A 17,406-nucleotide genomic window follows, 5' to 3' on the forward strand; every position below is an offset into this window, starting at 1 on the left:
GCTGGTGATTTGCCCGATGTCGAGGACACTGCTCCGCCTGAGCGATTTTGCCGCATAGTTTTGGCACTATTGCGGGTGTGACTGATACACCAGCCGTTCCGGCGCCGGTGGATCGCACCACGCAACCATGGTGGCGGTCGGCCGTGTTCTACCAGGTTTATCCCAGATCCTTCGCGGACTCCGACGGTGACGGCATCGGTGATCTCGGCGGTGTCCGTGAGCGGCTCGGCTATCTGGAACTACTCGGCGTCGACGCGCTGTGGATATGTCCGGTGATGCGCTCGCCGATGGCCGACGGCGGCTACGACGTGGCCGATCCGCGCGATATCGACGCGTTGTTCGGCGGCATCGCGGCGATGGACGCGCTGATCGCCGAGGCGCACGGCCGCCACCTCAAGGTCACCATGGATCTGGTGCCGAACCACACCAGCAACCAACATCCCTGGTTCATCGCGGCACTCGCCGCCGCGCCCGGCAGTCGGGAGCGCGCCCGCTACATCTTCCGTCCCGGTCGAGGTCTCGATGGCGCGCAGCCGCCTAACAATTGGCCGAGCATCTTCGGTGGGCCGGCCTGGACTCGGGTCATCGAGGCCGACGGTATGCCAGGCGAGTGGTATCTGCACATCTTTGCGGCCGAGCAGCCGGACCTGAACTGGGAAAACCCGGAGGTGGCCGCCGACTTCGAGGAGACGCTGCGGTTCTGGCTCGATCGGGGCGTCGACGGTTTCCGGCTCGATGTCGCGCACGGGATGGCCAAGCCGGATGGACTGCCGGACATGGCGCTCATCCAGACCAAACTGCTGGTCAACGACGATAGCGACCCGCGTTTCAACAATCCGAGTGTGCACGATATTCACCGCCGCATCCGCAAGGTGCTCGACGAATATCCGGACGCGGTGTCCATCGGCGAGGTGTGGGTGGACGACAACATCCGCTTCGGTGAATACGTGCGTGCGGACGAACTGCATCTGGCCTTCAACTTCCGGCTCGCTCAGACCCTGTTCACGGCCGATGCCGTGCGTGTGGCGATCGACAATTCCCTTGCCGCGGTCGCGCCGGTCGGCGCAGCGCCCACCTGGACCCTGTCCAACCACGACATCGCCCGCGAGGTCACCCGCTACGGCGGTGGTTTCGAAGGCGTGGCGCGGGCCAGGGCGATGTTCATGGTGGAACTCGCGCTGCCCGGTGCGGTGTTCATCTACAACGGGTCCGAGCTCGGCCTGCCCAATGTGGACAATCTGCCCGAGGCGGTGCTGCAGGACCCGGTCTGGGAACGCTCCGGGCATACCGAACGCGGTCGCGACGGCTGCCGGGTGCCGCTGCCGTGGGAGGGGAGCGCACCGCCGTTCGGATTCACCACCGCCGCGACATCCTGGCTGCCGATCCCACCCCAGTGGGCGGCGCTGACGGTGGAGGCGCAGCTGGAAGAACTGGGTTCCACCCTGTCGCTCTACCGGATGGCGATCGAATTGCGCGGCGTGCGACCGGAATTCGCGGGCCCGCGGATCGAGTGGTACGGCAGCCCTGCGGGTTGCCTCGCCTTCCGGCGACCTGGTGGGCTGGTCTGTGTGCTGAACGCCTCGGCCGTCCCGATCTCGTTGCCGCCCGGCGACGTACTTCTCGCGAGCGCGCCACCGGAGAACGGACAGCTGCCCCCCAACGCCGCGGCCTGGCTGGTCTGACTTCGACACGAACGGCAGGCGGTGTCGACCAGAAGGCGATCTACTACACGCGATCGTCTACCGTTGGTCCGTGAGCATTCTCGAGACAGTGTTGATCTTCGTCGGCATCCCGCTGGTGATCTACGGCGCGATCGCCGGATTGTCGTTTCTCGGTAAGCCACTGGCCGGCGAGAAGCCGGCCCACTACGACCTCGGTCAGAAGTGGACACAGCCGCCGGTGCTGTGGAGTGCTACCGACGAGGTGACCACCCAGGGTCACCACGCTGAGACCCCGCATGGCTCCCATGCGGCTATCGAATCCGCACAGGCGGAGCTGATCGGAGGCCGGGCAAGTGGCAAGTTCTAATTGGCCCGCGGTGGTCGAGGCCGATCTACCGCACGGGTACGTCATCACCACGAGCGGCCGGGTTTCCGGCGTGCACGAGGCGGGCGATGTATTCAAGGAAGCACCGTTCAGCGATGACGAGCGGCTGACGGTGGACAACGTGCTCACCGAGGCGACCAGGGCGACCAAGGTCCGCTTCAACGTCTACATCGGCGATCTGGGCGAGGACCCGGCCGCAGGCGTGGACGCGATCTTCCCCACGACTCCCGAGGCGGCGCTTTCGGTGCTCATCGCTGTCTCGCCCAACGATCGCGCGATCGAGGTCCGTTCCGGCAGCGATGTCGCCGACCGTGCCAACGATCGCGTCTGCCAGCTCGGCGTGACCGCAGCGCTGAGCTCCTTCCGCCAGGGCGAGCTCATCGACGGTCTCGTCTCCGCGGTCCGCGTCATGGCCGCGGCCATCGGTCGCTGAATCCTGAAGGCGCGGAACGACTCACCCGTTCCGCGCCGACACGGAACGTTCGATTCTCGTGACCCGCGCCGCGGCCCGCGCGGCGAATGACGGCACGGTCGCCTCCAGCTCGGCGCGTCAGGTGCTCGGCGTAGCGCGAGATCTCGGGATGGACAGAGGTCGGTTCGCCGAGCCGCCGGATCTGCGTCCGCACGTGCGAACATCGCAGACTCGTCGAGTTGTCTCGGCACCTCGCGCGTCGACTACGAGGCCAGCGCGCCTGCGCCGAGCTCTGTGGAGCTGGGATGGGCGCGCCTCCGGCTGATCTCGCCCTCGGTCAGGCGTCGGCGGTGGTCGCGATCGCTCGGCGAAAGGCGTCGGGACTCCGACCGGTCCACCGGTGGAAGGCGCGGCGCAGCGCGCGGGCATCGGTGTAGCCGAGCCGGGCAGCCACCGACTGAATCGGTAATCCGGTATCGCGCAGCAGTGCGGTGGCGTGTGCGTGCCGGACGGCCTCGACCTCTGCACGCCAGCTGGTGGCTTGCTCACCGAGGCGGCGTTGCAGCGTGCGCGGGCTCATGGCCAGCCGGTGCGCGACGACGTCAAGGCTCAGCTGGTCGCGGATCAGGGCGTCGGTCATGGCGGCGCGGAGCTTGTCGTGCCAGCCGGGCGCGGTCTTGGCGGCGGCGATGGTCAGCTCGGCGTGCTGTCGAATGATGCGGCCGAGATGGGGGTCGGCTCCGGTGGGCAGTGATCCGGCGTCGAGGAACGTGAGTTCGGTGTGCTGTGCGCCGAAGTCGATACGGCCGGTATCGAATGCGTCGATGAGGTGCTGGTATCTCCCGTCCGCCTGATGGCCGAAGGTCACCTGGACGGGAACGAGCGGTCGGCCGGTGGCCTCGCGGATCCGCCGCAGCAGCAAAGAAAGGACGAACTCTTCTGTCGACGCGACGATGTAGTCGGGATCGATCCCGGTGTAGCGGATGGTGAGCAACCGACCGGTATCGATCACCTCCACGCCGACGGCGGGATCGGTGATCGCGGCGTGGAAGTCGAATGCGGCCTGGATGCCAGCGCCGAGGGTGGCCCCCGACGTGAACAGGTAGTCCCAGACGTGCAGGCTGCCGATGTTCGCGCCTGCCGCTACCCGCAAACCGGAACCCCGCCCGGTGCGGGCGCTGATCAGCTCCCAGATCCGGAATGCTGTTTCGACCGGCACCCGCATCAGGTCATCACCGAGCAGCTCCGGGGTCAGCCCCGGCAGGTGGGCGAGTTCTTCCGGTGCGACACCGGCCTGCAAGGCAGTCGTTCGAAGCAGTCGAGTCAACTGGGTCGACACCGTGCCGGCTATCACCGGCGTGAGCATATCCGGCCCCGTCGGGGCAACTGATCCGGGATATCTGGCGTGAAAAGTCCGCATCCCGGTCGGGTCCGCTTCGGTCCGGACCTGCCCTGGGGTTGCGGGGTCGTATGGCGTTCTGCTCGGTGCCCCGTGTCGCGTTCGGTCCGCATCGCGGCGTCTCGGGTCCGCAGGGCGGGGTCGCTGTGAGCCCTAGATTCATGGATGTCGGCCGAACGGTCGCAAGTGCGAAAAAACTTCTACGGAATGGGAATCAACGAGATGGTTCTAACCTTTAATATGACTATGAGTGGTTAGCCTGCGTTGGTTGCTCAACCGGTCATCGCCCTGTCTCTGCTTCGACGAAAGGTTTCCTCATGTCCCGTTTGCCGCTCATCCAGTCCGATGTCGCCGCCGGCGCGGCCGCCACCCTGCTCGCACGCGTGCAGCAGGCGCTCGGTGTCACTCCGAACATGACCAGGGCGATGGTCAACAGCCCCGCCGTCCTCGAGGCATACCTCGGTTTCTCCAGCGCACTGGCCGGCGGTGCGCTCTCCGCCGCGACCCGGGAGCGGATCGCGCTGCTGGTGGCCGAGGAAAACGGCTGTGACTACTGCCTCTCGGCGCACACCTACATCGGCGCCAACATCGCCAAGCTCGACGCCGAAGAGATCGAGCGCAGCAGGCGTGGCCGGTCCGCCGATCCGAAAGCCGAAGCCGTGCTGGCCTTCGCCACCGCGGTGGTCCGCACCCGCGGCGGTGTCGACGAGGCCGACCTGAAATCCGCGACGGCCGCCGGTCTGACCGATGGTGAGATCACCGAAGTCATCGCAGGCGTTGCGCTCAATGTGTTCACCAACTACCTGAACAAGGCCGTCGACACCGATATCGACTGGCCGGTCGTGCGCCACCACCAGCACTGACCATCGGCCCGCTGGACCTTGCTCACGAGGCGAGACCCAGCGCGCCTGCTGTTTTCGACCAAGTACGACGAACAAGGAATGACAATGACCGCCTTCAAGATCCTTGCCATCTCCGGCAGCCTGCGCGCCGACTCGCACAACACCGCGCTGCTGCGCGCGGCGCAGAAGTTCAACACCGGCCTGGATATCGAAATCTACGAGGGGCTTCGTGAAATCCCGCCGTACGACATGGATCTGGACGGTCCGCAGAACCGGCCCGCCGTGGTCGCGGATCTGCGCAGGCGGATCAACGAGGCGGATGGTCTGCTGATCGCCACACCGGAGTTCAATTACTCCATCCCCGGTGTGCTGAAGAACGCCATCGACTGGGTCAGCACCGACTGGACCAAGACCGAGGGGCTGCCGCTGCTGCGCAAGCCGGTCGCGATCCTCGGGGCTGCGCCGACCAACTTCGGTTCGGTGCGTGCGCAACTCGCGCTGCGTCAGGTGTTCGTGTGGACCGAGAGCGACGTCGTGGTGAAGCCCGAGGTGATCGCCTTCCGCTCACACGAGCGTTTCGACGACGAGGGCAACCTCGTCGACGAGACCACCATCGAGCTGCTGCAGGGCCTGCTCACCGCACTCGCCGTCAAGATCGAGCGCGCGAGCTAGCGTCGGCCGCTGCGGCGAGTCCGTGCTGAACGCGCGCGAATAACCGCTTCCGAGAAGGGAATCCGGACATGTCAAAGATTCGTCCGCAGCGAAAGTCGTCGAGATGACCGGGCATTACGCACAGGTGGCGTTCACTCCGGCCGTCCGTGAGCATCAGCGCAAGCACGGCAGCCTGCGCAGTTACGAGCGGATGGCCGAGGTGCCCGCGGTGGCCGACCGGATCGGTCAGGACGAGGCGTGGTTCATCGGGGAGCGCGACAGCTTCTACCTGGCCACGGTCGGCGAGACGGGCTGGCCCTATATCCAGCATCGGGGCGGTCCGAGGGGGTTTCTGAAGGTCATCGACTCATCGACGCTCGGGTTTGCCGACTTCCGTGGCAACCGGCAGTACATCAGTCGCGGCAATCTCGATCATGACGACCGGGTGGCGCTGTTCCTGATGGACTACTCGGCCAAGGCTCGGATGAAGATCTTCGGACGGGCCAAAGCTGTCGAGGCGGTGGATGATCCGGAGCTGATGGCGGCGCTGGCTGTCGACGGCTACCAGGCGCGCGTGGAGCGAGCGGTGTTGATCCAGGTCGAGGCGTTCGACTGGAACTGTCGTCAGCACATCCCTGAGCTGTATCCGCGCGAAGAAGTTCTGGACGCTGTCCAATCGCTGCGGGACCGGATCGCGGAGCTCGAACGGGAGAACGCGAAGCTGCGGGGGAGTATCGGCTGCGAGTGATGGACCGCCGCGTCCGAACTGGGCCGCGCTGAGCTGCGGCGTGGCACGCATCGGCCCTGGCGTTCTGTGACGCGGCGGTCACGAGGGTATTGATATTGCCGCACAAGTGGTCTCGCACCACTTGGCATAACCGTTAAACAATGTTTAGATAGTTAGGAAGTGGTGAGCATGCGACACGAACAGGTCGCTTGGGCCGGGTTGGCGGCAATGACCGTGTCGTTCGGCTTGAACTTCTCGATGGGTGTGTTCTTCGCGCCGACCGCAGCCTCCTACGGGGTGAGCGCATCGGTGCTGGCGATCGCTGCCGCATTGGGGACCACGGTGACAGGGTTCGCTCAGCCGTTCGTCGGCCGGCTGCTCGACCGTGTCGGTTCCACAGTGGTGTTGATCGGCGGACTCATGCTCATCTCGGGCAGCTACCTCGCACTTGCGGTAGTGCGTGAGACCTGGGAATTCGTGGTCGCCTACATGCTGCTCGGCGGGCTCGGCTTCGCGGCCTCGTCCACGTTGACGGTCACCACGCTGATCGGGCGATCGCACGGAAACCAGGTGGGGCCCGCCCTCACCCGCGCGGCGGTCGGCATCAACCTGGGTCAGCTGATCGGGCCATGGGCGGCGACCGCACTGTTCGAACCCGTCGGCGTCCGAGCGACCTATGCCCTGCTCGGTGCGGTCGGGCTCGCGGTCACCGGAATCCTGTGGGCCATCCTGCCCGCCGATCGAGTCACCAATGCCGTTGCCAGGCGCGGGGAGTCACTGGCCGGCCGGGGCAAGGTGCTGATGTCGTTCGGACTGCACTCGGCAACCCTGTACGTGGTGATCTTGATGCTGCCCAAGCACGCCGTCGAGGCGGGCTGGTCGGTGGTCGGGGCCGGACGCCTGGTGGCCTTGGCCGCGCTCGCCGCCGGGATCACCTCCGCGGCCATGGTTCGGCTGCAACGTCGACACCCGCAGGAGACCCTACTCCGCAGTCTCTATCTCGTGCGCATAGTCGCACTGACACTTGCTGTTTCGTCCACCGCACCCGCCGCGCTCATTGCGGTTGCCGCACTGTTCGGTGCGGCCTCCTTCCCGATCGTTCCACTGACGATGGCCGTCATCTCACGTGGTCTCGACCCCGCTCGAATGGGACGGACACTGTCACCCGCCTGGGTGATCCACCAACTCGCCGCCGCCGCGGGACTAGCGGTCGCCGGTCTCATTCACGCCCGAACCGACAGCTACCGAGGCTATTTCGCACTCGGGCTGGCCTTCAGCGTGGCCGCGGCATTACTGCTCACCCCCACCAGGAAACCCGAAATCGAACTGGTCGCCAGCGCGGCATGACGGCCGGAACCCGAGGAAATCCATGAGTGCCACCGAGGCCAATGCGCCGCCGAGCACCCGGTCACGCGGCTCGAGGTCGTCGAGACCCGCTGACCCACCGATAGACCCTTCCCGATCAGAAACAGTTCACGCCAACAGGAGAATGACATGACCAACGTTCGCCACAACACCGTCGAGATCCAGGGCCTGCCGGTCTTCTACCGCGAAGCGGGCGACCCTTCCAAGCCGACACTTGTTCTGCTGCACGGCTTTCCGACCAGCTCGGCCATGTTCCGCAACCTGCTGCCCGAGTTGGCTGCGGATTACCATCTGATCGCGCCGGACCATATCGGCTTCGGCCAGTCGGCAATGCCGTCGGTGCTCGCCTTCGATTACAGCTTCGAGAAGCTGACCGAGATCACCCTGGAACTGCTGGACACCTTGGGCATCCAGCGGTTCGCCCTCTACATCCAGGACTACGGCGCTCCGATCGGGCTGCGGATCGCCTCCCGCAACCCCGCGCGCGTCACCGCGATCATCACCCAGAGCGGCAATGCCTACCTGGAGGGTTTCACGCCGTTCTGGGAGGTGCTCTTCGCGCACGCCAACGACCGGGCCACCCACGAACCCGCCGTGCGCAAGCTGCTCGATCTCGACGCGACGAAATGGCAGTACACGCATGGTGTTCCGGCCGACCGGCTGGCGCTGGTCAGCCCCGACACCTGGACTCTGGATCAGCACTACCTGGATCGCCCCGGCAACAAGGAGATCCAGCTCCAGCTGTTCGCGGATTACAAGCTCAACCTCGACGGCTACCCGGATTTCCAGAAGTACTTCGCCGAACACCGGCCGCCGGTCCTGATCACCTGGGGCGAGCACGACGAGATCTTCGGTCCCGACGGCGCCCGCGCTTTCCTGCGTGACCTGCCCGATGCCGAACTGCACCTGCTGGACGCGGGCCACTTCGCACTGGAGACGCACGGCCCCGAGATCGCCGCGCTGATCCGCGACTTCCTCGGCCGCAAGCTCGGCTGAGCCGAAAGACGAACGGGGCGTGCTCATCACGAGGGGTGGGCACGCCCCGGTATCTACCCGCGAAAGTCCCCCTTGCGCGATGCCCGGCAACCTGCGAACAGTGCTGTCCGACGGACACGAAGGCCGAATCCACCACCTCACGGGCCCGGAAACCCTGACCAGAGCCGACCGGGTCCGGCAGCTCGCCGAAGCCATCGGCGGCCCGATCGACTTCGTGAAAGTGTCACGCGCAGAAGCGATCCAGCGGCTGACGCCGACCACGGGCGAGTACGCCGAATGGTATGTCGACGGCCTCGAGATGATGGTCGAGCATCCGCAACAGCCGACCACCGCGGTCGCCGACATCACCGGGGCTCCCGCCACTACCTTCGCTCGGTGGGCAGCCGCTAACGCCCACCTGTTCCGCTGACGATCTGTCCGGCGCCGACCGCGCCGGGAAGGTCCGCGGCGACCTCCAGGATCGTCTGAACGAAGGTTCGGATGTAGACGTTCTCGGCCGACGTGAGCCAGGTGAGTCCGAAGTCTATGGTCGGGGCGTCGTGAAAAGGGACGAAGGCGAGTTCGGGGCGGCTGTAGTAGTCGGCCGAGCGAATGGAGGTGGGGCAAACCGCTTTACCCGCGCTCACGAGGGAGAGGACTTCCTGCCATGCCGTGGTCGCCGGGCCCCGCGGGATGGGGCGGCCCAAGGGAGTGCGGCGCGGCAGGTGGAAGTCGAGAAAATACTGCGGCGGCCCGTCGATCGTGATCAGGGGGTAGTCCGCAAGGTCCTCGAGCGACACCGATTCGCGACCGGCAAGGGGATGCGCCGCCGGAACGGTGAGTGCGCGCGGATAAGAGAAGATGACGGGGCCGGTCGTGACATCAGGTTCGTCGGCAGGAAATTCGGTGAGCTGAAGGTCGAGCTCACGGGTACGCAACGGCCCGAAGCGGTCGTTGAGCACCGCCTCTTGGATCTGGATTTTGCATCCGGGGTAGCGCGTCTGGAACAGATCACCCGCCACGACGATCAGGTTGCCGCACCAGGCGCCGGAGAAGCCGACCCGCAAGACCCCGGTGATGCCGTGCCCGTTCGCGGTCGCTTTGGCGATCGCCTGTTTGATCTGCTGGTAGCCGGGGGCCAGATCGTCACGCAGCTGACGTCCGACCGGCGTGGGTGTCACCTGACGGCTGGTGCGCACGAACAACGGTGCGCCGACCCGGCTTTCCAGTTGTTTGATCACCTGGCTGATGCGTCCCGGGGATACCCCGAGCCGCTCTGCTGTCCTGCCGAAGTGCAGTTCATCGGCCAGGACCAAAAATATCTCGATTTCGCGAAGCTCCACGCTGCTCCCGACGAGCGTGCTCGCCCACCGCTGTGGTGGACGAGCACGCCTCGTTTCGCCGATCCGCCGTTGGTCTCTACGACTCGACGTCGAACGCGCGGGCGCGCAGCGAGCGCTCGATGCCTGCTTTGCCTTCGGTGACCAGGCGGCGCAGTGCGGGCGGGTGATCGCCCGCAAGGAATTTATCGGCCGCGGCGACGGCGTCCGCACTGATCGCCCAGGCCGGGTAGAGGCCGATCACCACGGTTTGCGCCACCTCGCTGGAGCGCCGCTCCCAGACACCGGGGACCTCGGCGAAGTACCGGTCCACATAGGGCGTCAGCAGCTCGTCCTGACCGGCCGGTGCGAAGCCGCCGACAATCGAGCGAGCGGTGATGTTGGCGACCGAATCGTCGCCCATCACCGTCGCCCAGGCCTGCTCTTTCACCTCGGCGATCGGTCGCGCCGTCGCGGCGGCGGCGGCCTGCCGCTTGCCTGCTGCGGTCGGGTCGTTGGCCAGTTCCTGGTCGATCACCGGGGTGCCCGTGCCGTCGGCGTCGATTTCGCCCGCGGCCGCGAGTGCGGTGACGATCCGCCAGCGCAGGTCGGTGTCGACGGTCAGGCCGGGGAGGTCGACCTCGGCGGGATCGCCGTCGAGCACCTCGCCCAGCACCTCGGTATGCCAGGCGGACAGTTTGGCGCCGGTGAGTGCGTTGACGAAGGCGAGTTGATGGTCGGAGCCCGGCTCGGCCTCGCGGGCGAGCTCGAGCAGACGGTTGGCGAACTCGGGCCAGCCGGTGGTCGCGGCCCAGGTGGGATCGGCGTAGCTGCCGATGGCGGTGTTGGCCTGCATCAGCAGCCTTTGCACCACACCGATTTCGGTCTCCGCGCCGATGCCGCGCTGGACGAGTGCGACGAAGTCGCGCGCCCGCATCTCGGCCTGCCGTGTCATTTCCCACGCGGCCGACCACGCCAGGGTGCGGGGGAGTGGCTGTGCGATATCGCCGATGCGGTTCACCAGCACGTCGAGCGAATCGGGGTCGAGGCGCACCGAGCAGTAGGTGAGGTCGTCGTCGTTGACCAGCACCAGCTTGCCGCGCGCAACGCCGACGAGTTGGGGAACCTCGGTGCGCTCGGCGGCATCCAGGTCGATTTCGATGCGCTCGGTGCGGACCAGCTTTCCGTCCTGGTCGTCGTAGACGCCGATGGCCAGACGGTGCACGCGCCGCTCGCCCGCGCCGGGCGCCGCGCCTTCCTGGACGACCGCGAACGAGGAGAACGCACCGTCGGCGGCCACTTCGAAGTCCGGGCGCAGGATATTGAGGCCGGTGGTCTTGAGCCACTGGGTGCCCCAGGTCGACAGGTTACGGCCGGACGACTTCTCCAGTGCCCTCAGCAGGTCGTCGAAAGTGGCATTGCCGTAGGCATGTTCGGCGAAGTACGCGCGCAGCCCGGCCAGGAACGGCTCGAGGCCGACGTAGGCGACGAGCTGCTTGAGCACGCTCGCGCCCTTGGCGTAGGTGATGCCGTCGAAGTTCACCTCGACCGCCGCCAGATCGGGGATGTCCGCGGCGATCGGGTGGGTGGAGGGCAGCTGGTCCTGCCGGTAGGCCCAGGACTTCTCCACATTCGCGAACGTGGTCCAGGCACTGGTGTATTCGGTGGCGTCGGACTGGCACAGCACCGAGGCGAAGGTCGCGAACGACTCGTTGAGCCACAGGTCGTCCCACCACTTCATGGTGACCAGGTCGCCGAACCACATGTGCGCCATTTCGTGCAGCACTGTCTCCGCGCGCCGCTCGTAGGAGGCGCGGGTGACCTTGGACCGGAAGACGTAGTCCTCCAGGAAGGTCACCGCGCCGGCGTTCTCCATGGCGCCCGCGTTGAATTCGGGCACGAACAGCTGGTCGTACTTGCCGAAGGCATACGGCACGCCGAAGTTCTTGTGGTAGAAGCCGAATCCCTGCTTGGTCTCGGTGAAGAGCCGGTCGGCGTCCATGTACTCGGCCAGCGAGGCGCGGCAGTAGATGCCGAGCGGGATGGCGCCGTGGTCGTCGGTGTAGACATCGGTCCACGCTGTGTACGGTCCGGCGATCAGCGCCACCAAGTAGGTGCTCATCTTCGGGGTGGTGCGGAAGATGTGCTTACCGGGGTCGGCGGCAAGGGTTTCCACGACAGCGCTGTTGGAGATGACCTTCCAGTCGACAGGCGCGGTGACCGAGATGTCGAAGGTGGCCTTGAGATCCGGCTGGTCGAAGCAGGCGAACATGCGCTTGGCGTCGGCGGTCTCGAACTGTGAGTACAGGTAGACGGTGTCGTCGGTCGGATCGACGAAGCGGTGCAGGCCCTCACCGGTGTTGGAGTACTCGCAGTCCGCCTCCACCACGAGCTCGTTGTGCTCGGCGAGGTCGGTCAGCGTGATCCCGGTGGACTCGTCGTAGTCGGCGACATCGACCGGCCGGCCGTTGAGGACGGCCGAGCCGACCCCGCGCGCCACGATATCGATGAAGGTGCTCGCACCGGGGGTGGCGGTGAAGGTGACCGTGGTGCGGGAGGAGAACGTCTGCTCGCCCGGTTTGCCCGCCCCGTCGGTCAGGTCGAGTTCGATGCGGTAATTCTCGACCGACACTGTCGAGGCGCGTTCGATCGCCTGGTCACGAGTCAGGTTGGGTGCAGACATGAGTCTCCTTCGTTGGTCGAAGAACTGTGCCCGGGCAGGCACGACAGTGACCACAATGCCACCTCGGTAAGGTTGCCCGCGCGGAACTTTTTCACATAAACCCTATCGATCAGGATCGGAGCTGCGACGTGAAGCACATCCACGCGGGAAAGGTGCGCGACCTCTACGAGGACGGCGATACCCTGCTGCTCGTGGCCACCGACCGGGTGTCGGTGTACGACGTGTCGCTGCCCACCCCCATCCCGGACAAGGGCAAGCTGCTGACCCAGCTGTCGAACTGGTGGTTCGAGTTCTTCGCCGACATCCCCAACCATGTTCTGTCCACCACCGATGTGCCCACCGAATTCGCAGGTCGTGCCATCCGGGTCAAGCCGTTGAAGATGGTGCAGGTCGAATGCATCGCACGCGGCTACCTGGTCGGCATGGGGCTGCGTGAGTACCAGCGTGACGGCGCGGTTTCCGGCGTGCGGCTGCCCGCGGGTCTGCGCGAGGGCGACAAGCTGCCCGAGCCGATCTTCACTCCGACCACCAAGATTTCCGATACCGGTCACGACGAGTTCATGACCTTCGACGATGTCGTGAATCAGGAGGGCCGCGAGGTCGCCGAGCGGCTGCGCGATCTGACCCTGGACCTGTACTCCCGCGGCGCGGCGCACGCGGCCGAGCGCGGTGTCATCGTCGCCGATACCAAGGTCGAATTCGGCTGGGACGGTGAAACGCTGACGCTCGGCGACGAGGTGCTCACGTCGGACTCGTCGCGCTTCTGGCCTGCCGACGAGTGGGAGCCGGGCCGACCGCAGCGCTCCTTCGACAAGCAGTTCGTCCGGGACTGGTCCACCTCGACCGGCTGGGACAAGGAGCCACCCGGCCCGGAAATCCCCGCCGACATCGTCGAAGCGACCCGGCAGCGCTATATGCAGGCCTACGAGTTGATCACCGGAAAGACCTGGAGCGCGTAGCGCGCAGTTGCGGGGCGGGCGGGCACCGTTCAGTTCCGTGGTGAACGGTGGGATGGGTGTGCAGGTGTCTGCTCAGGCCGGTGGGCCGGTGAGATGTTCGGCAAGGCGGTCCACATACGGCCGCTGGCCGGTGCCCAGTTTGTCCTGTGCGGTGGCAAGGTCGAACCATGCCGCGCGGTCGATTTCCGGGAACAGCGCCATCCGACCGGAACGTGGTGGCCAGTCCATCTCGAATGTTCCCGGCACCACCTGTGCCGGATCCAGGTCCGCCTCGATCGCCCAGACGGTGAGGTTCTTTGCGCTCTTGCCGCTGCCGTAGCGCACTTCACCCAGCGGTATCCACTCACCGTCCGGCACAGGCAGGCCGAGCTCCTCGGTGAACTCGCGCCGCGCCGCAGCAGCGGCGTCCTCGGTGTCGGGTGCGTACTCGCCTTTCGGAATCGACCAGGCGCCGTTGTCTTTACGCGCCCAGAACGGTCCACCCATATGCCCGATGAGGACCTCGGTATCGCCCGAGGTCCGACGGAACAAGAGAATTCCCGCGCTGTATTTGCCTGCCACAGCAAGCAGTCTGCCGTGCACTGTCGGGACGTCCCGAACGGACACGGCGGTTGCGCCCTCCGCATCGAGAGGCGGGAAGTCGACGGGCCGCTCGTGATGCCGACGAGTTCGGCCGGTCAGTGCTCTGGAGGCATGCGACGGAGTCGGGCGGCGCGGATGGTCAGGTAGTCGCGCTCGGGGGTGCTGGTGGTGCGGCCCGCTGCGGCGGTGTACGAGGTGATGGCGGCGTCGACATCGCCTGCCATTTCGTAGAGGTGGCCACGGACGGCGTCGAGCCGGTGGTTGCCCGCCAGTTGGTCGTCGAGGGTGTCGGCCAGTTCGAGACCGGCGGTGGGGCCGTTCACCATGGCGGTCGCGACGGCGCGGTTGAGGGTCACCATCGGATTCGGGGCCATGCGTTCGATCATGTTGTAGAGCACGAGGATTCGGGGCCAGTCGGTGTCCTCGGGGCGTAAGGCCTCGGCGTGCAGGACGGCAATCGCGGCCTGGAGTTGGTAGGGGCCCGTGAGGCCACGTGCGAGGGTGCTGGTCGTCAGCGTCATACCTTCGGTGATCGCCGCGCGGTCCCACAGCGCGCGATTCTGCTCGGCGAGGGGAATCAGTTCGCCATGCGCCCCGGTGCGCGCGGCGCGGCGGGCGTCGGTGAGCAACATCAGCGCGAGTAGGCCGGTGACCTCGGTGTCCTCGGGCAGCAGCCGGTGGATGGACCTGCTCAGGCGAATCGCCTCGGTGGACAGATCGGTGCGATGCAGATGCGGACCCGAGCTGGTGGTGTGGCCTTCGCTGAAGATCAGATAGAGCACGTGCAGCACCACGCCGAGCCGTTCCCGCCATTCGGCGTCGCCCGGTCGCGCGAAGGGACGATCGAGAGTGGACAACCGCTTCTTGGCGCGCGAGATACGTTGCGCCATAGTGGTCTCCGGCAACAGGAAGGCGTGGGCGATCTCGCTCGTTGTGAGACCCCCGACGGCGCGCAGCGTCAGGGCGATCGCGCTCGCCGAGGATAGTGCCGGATGGCAGCACAGGAAGAACATGGCAAGCGTGTCATCGCGATCGACTGCTTCCGCGCCGGACACATCTCGCTCGAAAACCGTTGTCTCCCTGCGCCGCCGGGCCACCTCGGCGCGCACCACGTCGGCCATCCGGCGCTGTGCCACCTGGATGAGCCAGCCGCGCGGGTTGTCCGGCAGTCCCTCGGTCGGCCATTGCGTCGCCGCCGCGATCATGGCCTCCTGCAGCGCGTCCTCAGCAGTGTCGAAGTCACCGAATCGGCGCACCAGGACGCCGAGGACCTGCGGTGCGAGTTCGTGCAACAGATCCTCCGTGCCGACAGGCAGCGTCCCGGTCACTGTGCGATTGTCCGCGACGCGACGATGTGGGACAAGATCACAGCCCACCTGTCAGCTCGGTAGGTGCGCAACGGTGTGAAGTGCCCTCGGCAGTCGCTGTGGTGAGCCGAGCGGGGTGTTCCCGGCTCGGCTGGTTATGCGGTCCTGGCGTCGAGGTTTTCAGTGGTGTCGCCGGCTCGGCCCGTCGTGCGGTCCTGGCGTCGGGTTGTTCGGTTTCGGCGCTGGGTGGTGCCGTCTGCGCCGCGGGGTTCTAGTGCAACGCTGATCCGGACGTCCGCCGCGCCGGGTCCGGTCACTGTTCGCCGGCGGGAGCGCCCATCACCGCACGCACCTCGATGTGCTCGCCGATCGGCTTGCCTCCGGGGCCGGGGGCTGCCGATGCCTTTGCGGCGATCTCCACTGCGCGTTCGGGGCTGTCCACGTCGACAATCCAATACCCGGCCAGGAACTCCTTGGTCTCCGGGAACGGTCCGTCAGTGATCACCGGCGCGGACCGCCCGTCCGAGCTGACCAGCTGCGCCTGGTCGGGTCCGGCCAGGCCCTGCGCGTCGACGAGCTCGCCGGACTTGGCCAGCTCCTCGCCGAGCATTCGCTGGAAGTCGATGTGCGCCTGGATCTCCTCGGGCGTCCACTCGGTGATCGGGGTGTCGCAGTGGGCGGCGGGGCTGTAGGTCTTCAGCAGCATGTACTTCATGGCACGGCTCCTTGCCGTTCGGTGCGTCCATGCGACGCTTTCGCGGTGAGGTCGGAGCCCGCGGTTCCGGTTCGACATATTCTGGATGTTCGAAATATGATTCACATCACAAGAATTGGTCAGAGGGGTGTGGAGGTGTCGGCGAGCCGTTTCGGGTCGACCTGTTCGCCGATCAGGTCCTTGATCCGTTCGGTCACATCCCAGACATTGACGTTCATCCCGGCGAGCACCCGGTTGTCGGCATCGAGCCAGAACGCGACGAACTCGCGCTTCGCCAGATCGCCGCGCACCACCACGCGCACATAGTCGCCAGGTGCGGCGTACCCGGTGTACTCCATGCCGAGGTCGTATTGATCGGTGAAGAAGTAGGGCATGCGGTCGTAGGACGCGGACTTGCCGAGCATGGTCGCGGCCGCGACGGCGGGCTGGTTGAGCGCAGTCGCCCAGTGCTCCACCCGAATTCGGCGCCCGAGCACAGGGTGCTGCTGCTCGGCGATATCACCGACGGCGACGATATCCGGGTCGCTGGTGGCGAGGCTCGCATCGACGAGCACCCCGCCGTCGACGGCGAGCCCGGCATCGGCGGCCAGTTCGATGTTCGGCCGGGCGCCGACCGCGACCAGCACCGCGTCGGCATCCACAACGCTGCCGTCGCCGAGCCGTACCCCCGTGGCTGTCTCGTCGTGCGTGACGATCTCGGTGACCTGAGTGTCGAAGCGAAAATCGACTCCGTGCGCCCGGTGCAGATCCGCGAACGCCGCGCCCATCTCCGGTCCGAGCGCCCCGAGCAACGGCAACTCGGCGGTTTCGACAATCGTCACCTCGACCTGGGCCGCGCGTGCCGCGGCGGCCACCTCCAGCCCGATCCAGCCCGCACCGATGATCACAATCCTGCGGGCCTTGCCGAAGAGGTCGATGAGGGTGTCGGAGTCGGCGATGGTGCGCAATGTGTGGACGTTGGGGGCTTCGGCCCCCGGAATCGCCACCCGACGTGGCGTCGAACCGGTCGCCAATGCCAGCTTGGTGTAGGGCAGTGTCGAATCGTCCGGCAGCGTGACGGTCTTCGCCACCGGATCGATCGCGGTGACGGTGGTGCCGAGCCGCAGATCGATGTGGTGGTCGCGGTACCACTGCGCCGGATCCACGGTGAAATCGGCGAGCGCTTTCTTGCCTGCCAGATGTTCTTTCGACAGCGGTGGTCGTTCGTAAGGCAGGTGCTCCTCGGCGGCGATCACTGTGACGGCCCCGTCGAAATCGTTGTCTCGCAGCGCTTCCGCGAGCTTGGCCGCGGCCAGCCCGCCGCCGACGATGACGAAACGCCGATCAGAGGTCATTGCGGACTCCTTGTCGAGAGGGAACCGGACTCCTGCGCTTTCACCCTACTGGGACAGGTCGTCGTCGTTCTCGAAAACGACCCACCGGAA

At 66.3% G+C, this 17,406-nt stretch carries 17 protein-coding genes; 10 read left to right on the forward strand and 7 right to left on the reverse strand.

Features of this window, described 5'->3' with window-relative positions:
- Nucleotides 1-77 precede the first annotated feature (77 nt).
- From ACLMAL_RS14385 to ACLMAL_RS14395, 3 genes are all read left to right on the forward strand, one after another.
- Nucleotides 78-1,682, forward strand: coding sequence for an alpha-amylase family glycosyl hydrolase (locus ACLMAL_RS14385; RefSeq protein ID WP_411999531.1), 1,605 nt, complete (start codon nt 78-80; stop codon nt 1,680-1,682).
- Nucleotides 1,683-1,752: 70 nt separating this feature from the next.
- Nucleotides 1,753-2,028 (forward strand): hypothetical protein, encoded by a 276-nt coding sequence (locus ACLMAL_RS14390; RefSeq protein WP_328410368.1) that lies wholly within the window; start codon nt 1,753-1,755, stop codon nt 2,026-2,028.
- Nucleotides 2,015-2,479 (forward strand): DUF5130 domain-containing protein, encoded by a 465-nt coding sequence (locus ACLMAL_RS14395; protein WP_328410369.1) that lies wholly within the window; start codon nt 2,015-2,017, stop codon nt 2,477-2,479. Before ACLMAL_RS14390 ends, ACLMAL_RS14395 begins: the two co-directional genes overlap by 14 nt.
- A gap of 316 nt (nt 2,480-2,795) precedes the next feature.
- Here ACLMAL_RS14395 and ACLMAL_RS14400 read toward each other — a convergent pair whose 3' ends face one another.
- Nucleotides 2,796-3,812: a helix-turn-helix domain-containing protein gene (locus ACLMAL_RS14400; protein WP_411999532.1), complete on the reverse strand. Its 1,017-nt coding sequence runs from the start codon at nt 3,810-3,812 to the stop codon at nt 2,796-2,798.
- 362 nt (nt 3,813-4,174) lie between these two features.
- Between ACLMAL_RS14400 and ACLMAL_RS14405 the strand changes: the two genes are divergently transcribed.
- From ACLMAL_RS14405 to ACLMAL_RS14430, 6 genes are all read left to right on the forward strand, one after another.
- Complete coding sequence (locus ACLMAL_RS14405) at nt 4,175-4,720, forward strand: carboxymuconolactone decarboxylase family protein (protein ID WP_411999533.1); 546 nt, start codon at nt 4,175-4,177, stop codon at nt 4,718-4,720.
- 84 nt (nt 4,721-4,804) lie between these two features.
- Nucleotides 4,805-5,371: an NADPH-dependent FMN reductase gene (locus ACLMAL_RS14410; protein ID WP_328410374.1), complete on the forward strand. Its 567-nt coding sequence runs from the start codon at nt 4,805-4,807 to the stop codon at nt 5,369-5,371.
- Nucleotides 5,372-5,474: 103 nt separating this feature from the next.
- Entirely contained in the window at nt 5,475-6,098 is a 624-nt protein-coding gene (locus ACLMAL_RS14415) for a pyridoxamine 5'-phosphate oxidase family protein (RefSeq protein WP_411999534.1), read from the forward strand.
- A 168-nt stretch (nt 6,099-6,266) separates the two neighbouring features.
- A complete protein-coding gene (locus ACLMAL_RS14420; RefSeq protein WP_411999535.1) occupies nt 6,267-7,424 on the forward strand; it encodes an MFS transporter in 1,158 nt (385 codons plus the stop codon).
- A 147-nt stretch (nt 7,425-7,571) separates the two neighbouring features.
- The gene (locus tag ACLMAL_RS14425; RefSeq protein ID WP_411999536.1) at nt 7,572-8,438 is read left to right on the forward strand and encodes an alpha/beta fold hydrolase; all 867 of its coding nucleotides are present in this window, start codon (nt 7,572-7,574) and stop codon (nt 8,436-8,438) included.
- A 79-nt stretch (nt 8,439-8,517) separates the two neighbouring features.
- Nucleotides 8,518-8,847: a hypothetical protein gene (locus tag ACLMAL_RS14430; protein WP_411999537.1), complete on the forward strand. Its 330-nt coding sequence runs from the start codon at nt 8,518-8,520 to the stop codon at nt 8,845-8,847.
- Here ACLMAL_RS14430 and ACLMAL_RS14435 read toward each other — a convergent pair.
- Complete coding sequence (locus tag ACLMAL_RS14435) at nt 8,825-9,760, reverse strand: LysR family transcriptional regulator (protein WP_411999538.1); 936 nt, start codon at nt 9,758-9,760, stop codon at nt 8,825-8,827. The two genes, ACLMAL_RS14430 and ACLMAL_RS14435, sit on opposite strands and share 23 nt — an antisense overlap.
- 76 nt (nt 9,761-9,836) lie before the next feature.
- The gene (gene pepN / locus ACLMAL_RS14440) at nt 9,837-12,419 is read right to left on the reverse strand and encodes an aminopeptidase N (RefSeq protein WP_411999539.1); all 2,583 of its coding nucleotides are present in this window, start codon (nt 12,417-12,419) and stop codon (nt 9,837-9,839) included.
- 128 nt (nt 12,420-12,547) lie between these two features.
- Here pepN and ACLMAL_RS14445 point away from each other — a divergent pair, with 128 nt between their 5' ends.
- Entirely contained in the window at nt 12,548-13,378 is an 831-nt protein-coding gene (locus tag ACLMAL_RS14445) for a phosphoribosylaminoimidazolesuccinocarboxamide synthase (protein WP_411999540.1), read from the forward strand.
- Between the two features lie 72 nt (nt 13,379-13,450).
- On the opposite strand, the gene ACLMAL_RS14450 is transcribed toward ACLMAL_RS14445, so the two are convergent.
- The 4 genes from ACLMAL_RS14450 to ACLMAL_RS14465 form a co-directional block, all read right to left on the reverse strand.
- Entirely contained in the window at nt 13,451-13,984 is a 534-nt protein-coding gene (locus ACLMAL_RS14450; RefSeq protein ID WP_411999541.1) for an NUDIX domain-containing protein, read from the reverse strand.
- Nucleotides 13,985-14,055: 71 nt separating this feature from the next.
- Nucleotides 14,056-15,288: an RNA polymerase sigma factor gene (locus tag ACLMAL_RS14455; protein WP_411999542.1), complete on the reverse strand. Its 1,233-nt coding sequence runs from the start codon at nt 15,286-15,288 to the stop codon at nt 14,056-14,058.
- A gap of 292 nt (nt 15,289-15,580) precedes the next feature.
- Nucleotides 15,581-15,982: a YciI family protein gene (locus tag ACLMAL_RS14460; RefSeq protein WP_411999543.1), complete on the reverse strand. Its 402-nt coding sequence runs from the start codon at nt 15,980-15,982 to the stop codon at nt 15,581-15,583.
- Between the two features lie 119 nt (nt 15,983-16,101).
- Complete coding sequence (locus ACLMAL_RS14465) at nt 16,102-17,316, reverse strand: NAD(P)/FAD-dependent oxidoreductase (RefSeq protein ID WP_411999544.1); 1,215 nt, start codon at nt 17,314-17,316, stop codon at nt 16,102-16,104.
- Between the last annotated feature and the right edge of the window lie 90 nt (nt 17,317-17,406).

The sequence above is a fragment of the Nocardia sp. CWNU-33 genome (assembly GCF_046764895.1).
In the GTDB taxonomy this organism is placed as follows: Bacteria; Actinomycetota; Actinomycetes; order Mycobacteriales; family Mycobacteriaceae; genus Nocardia.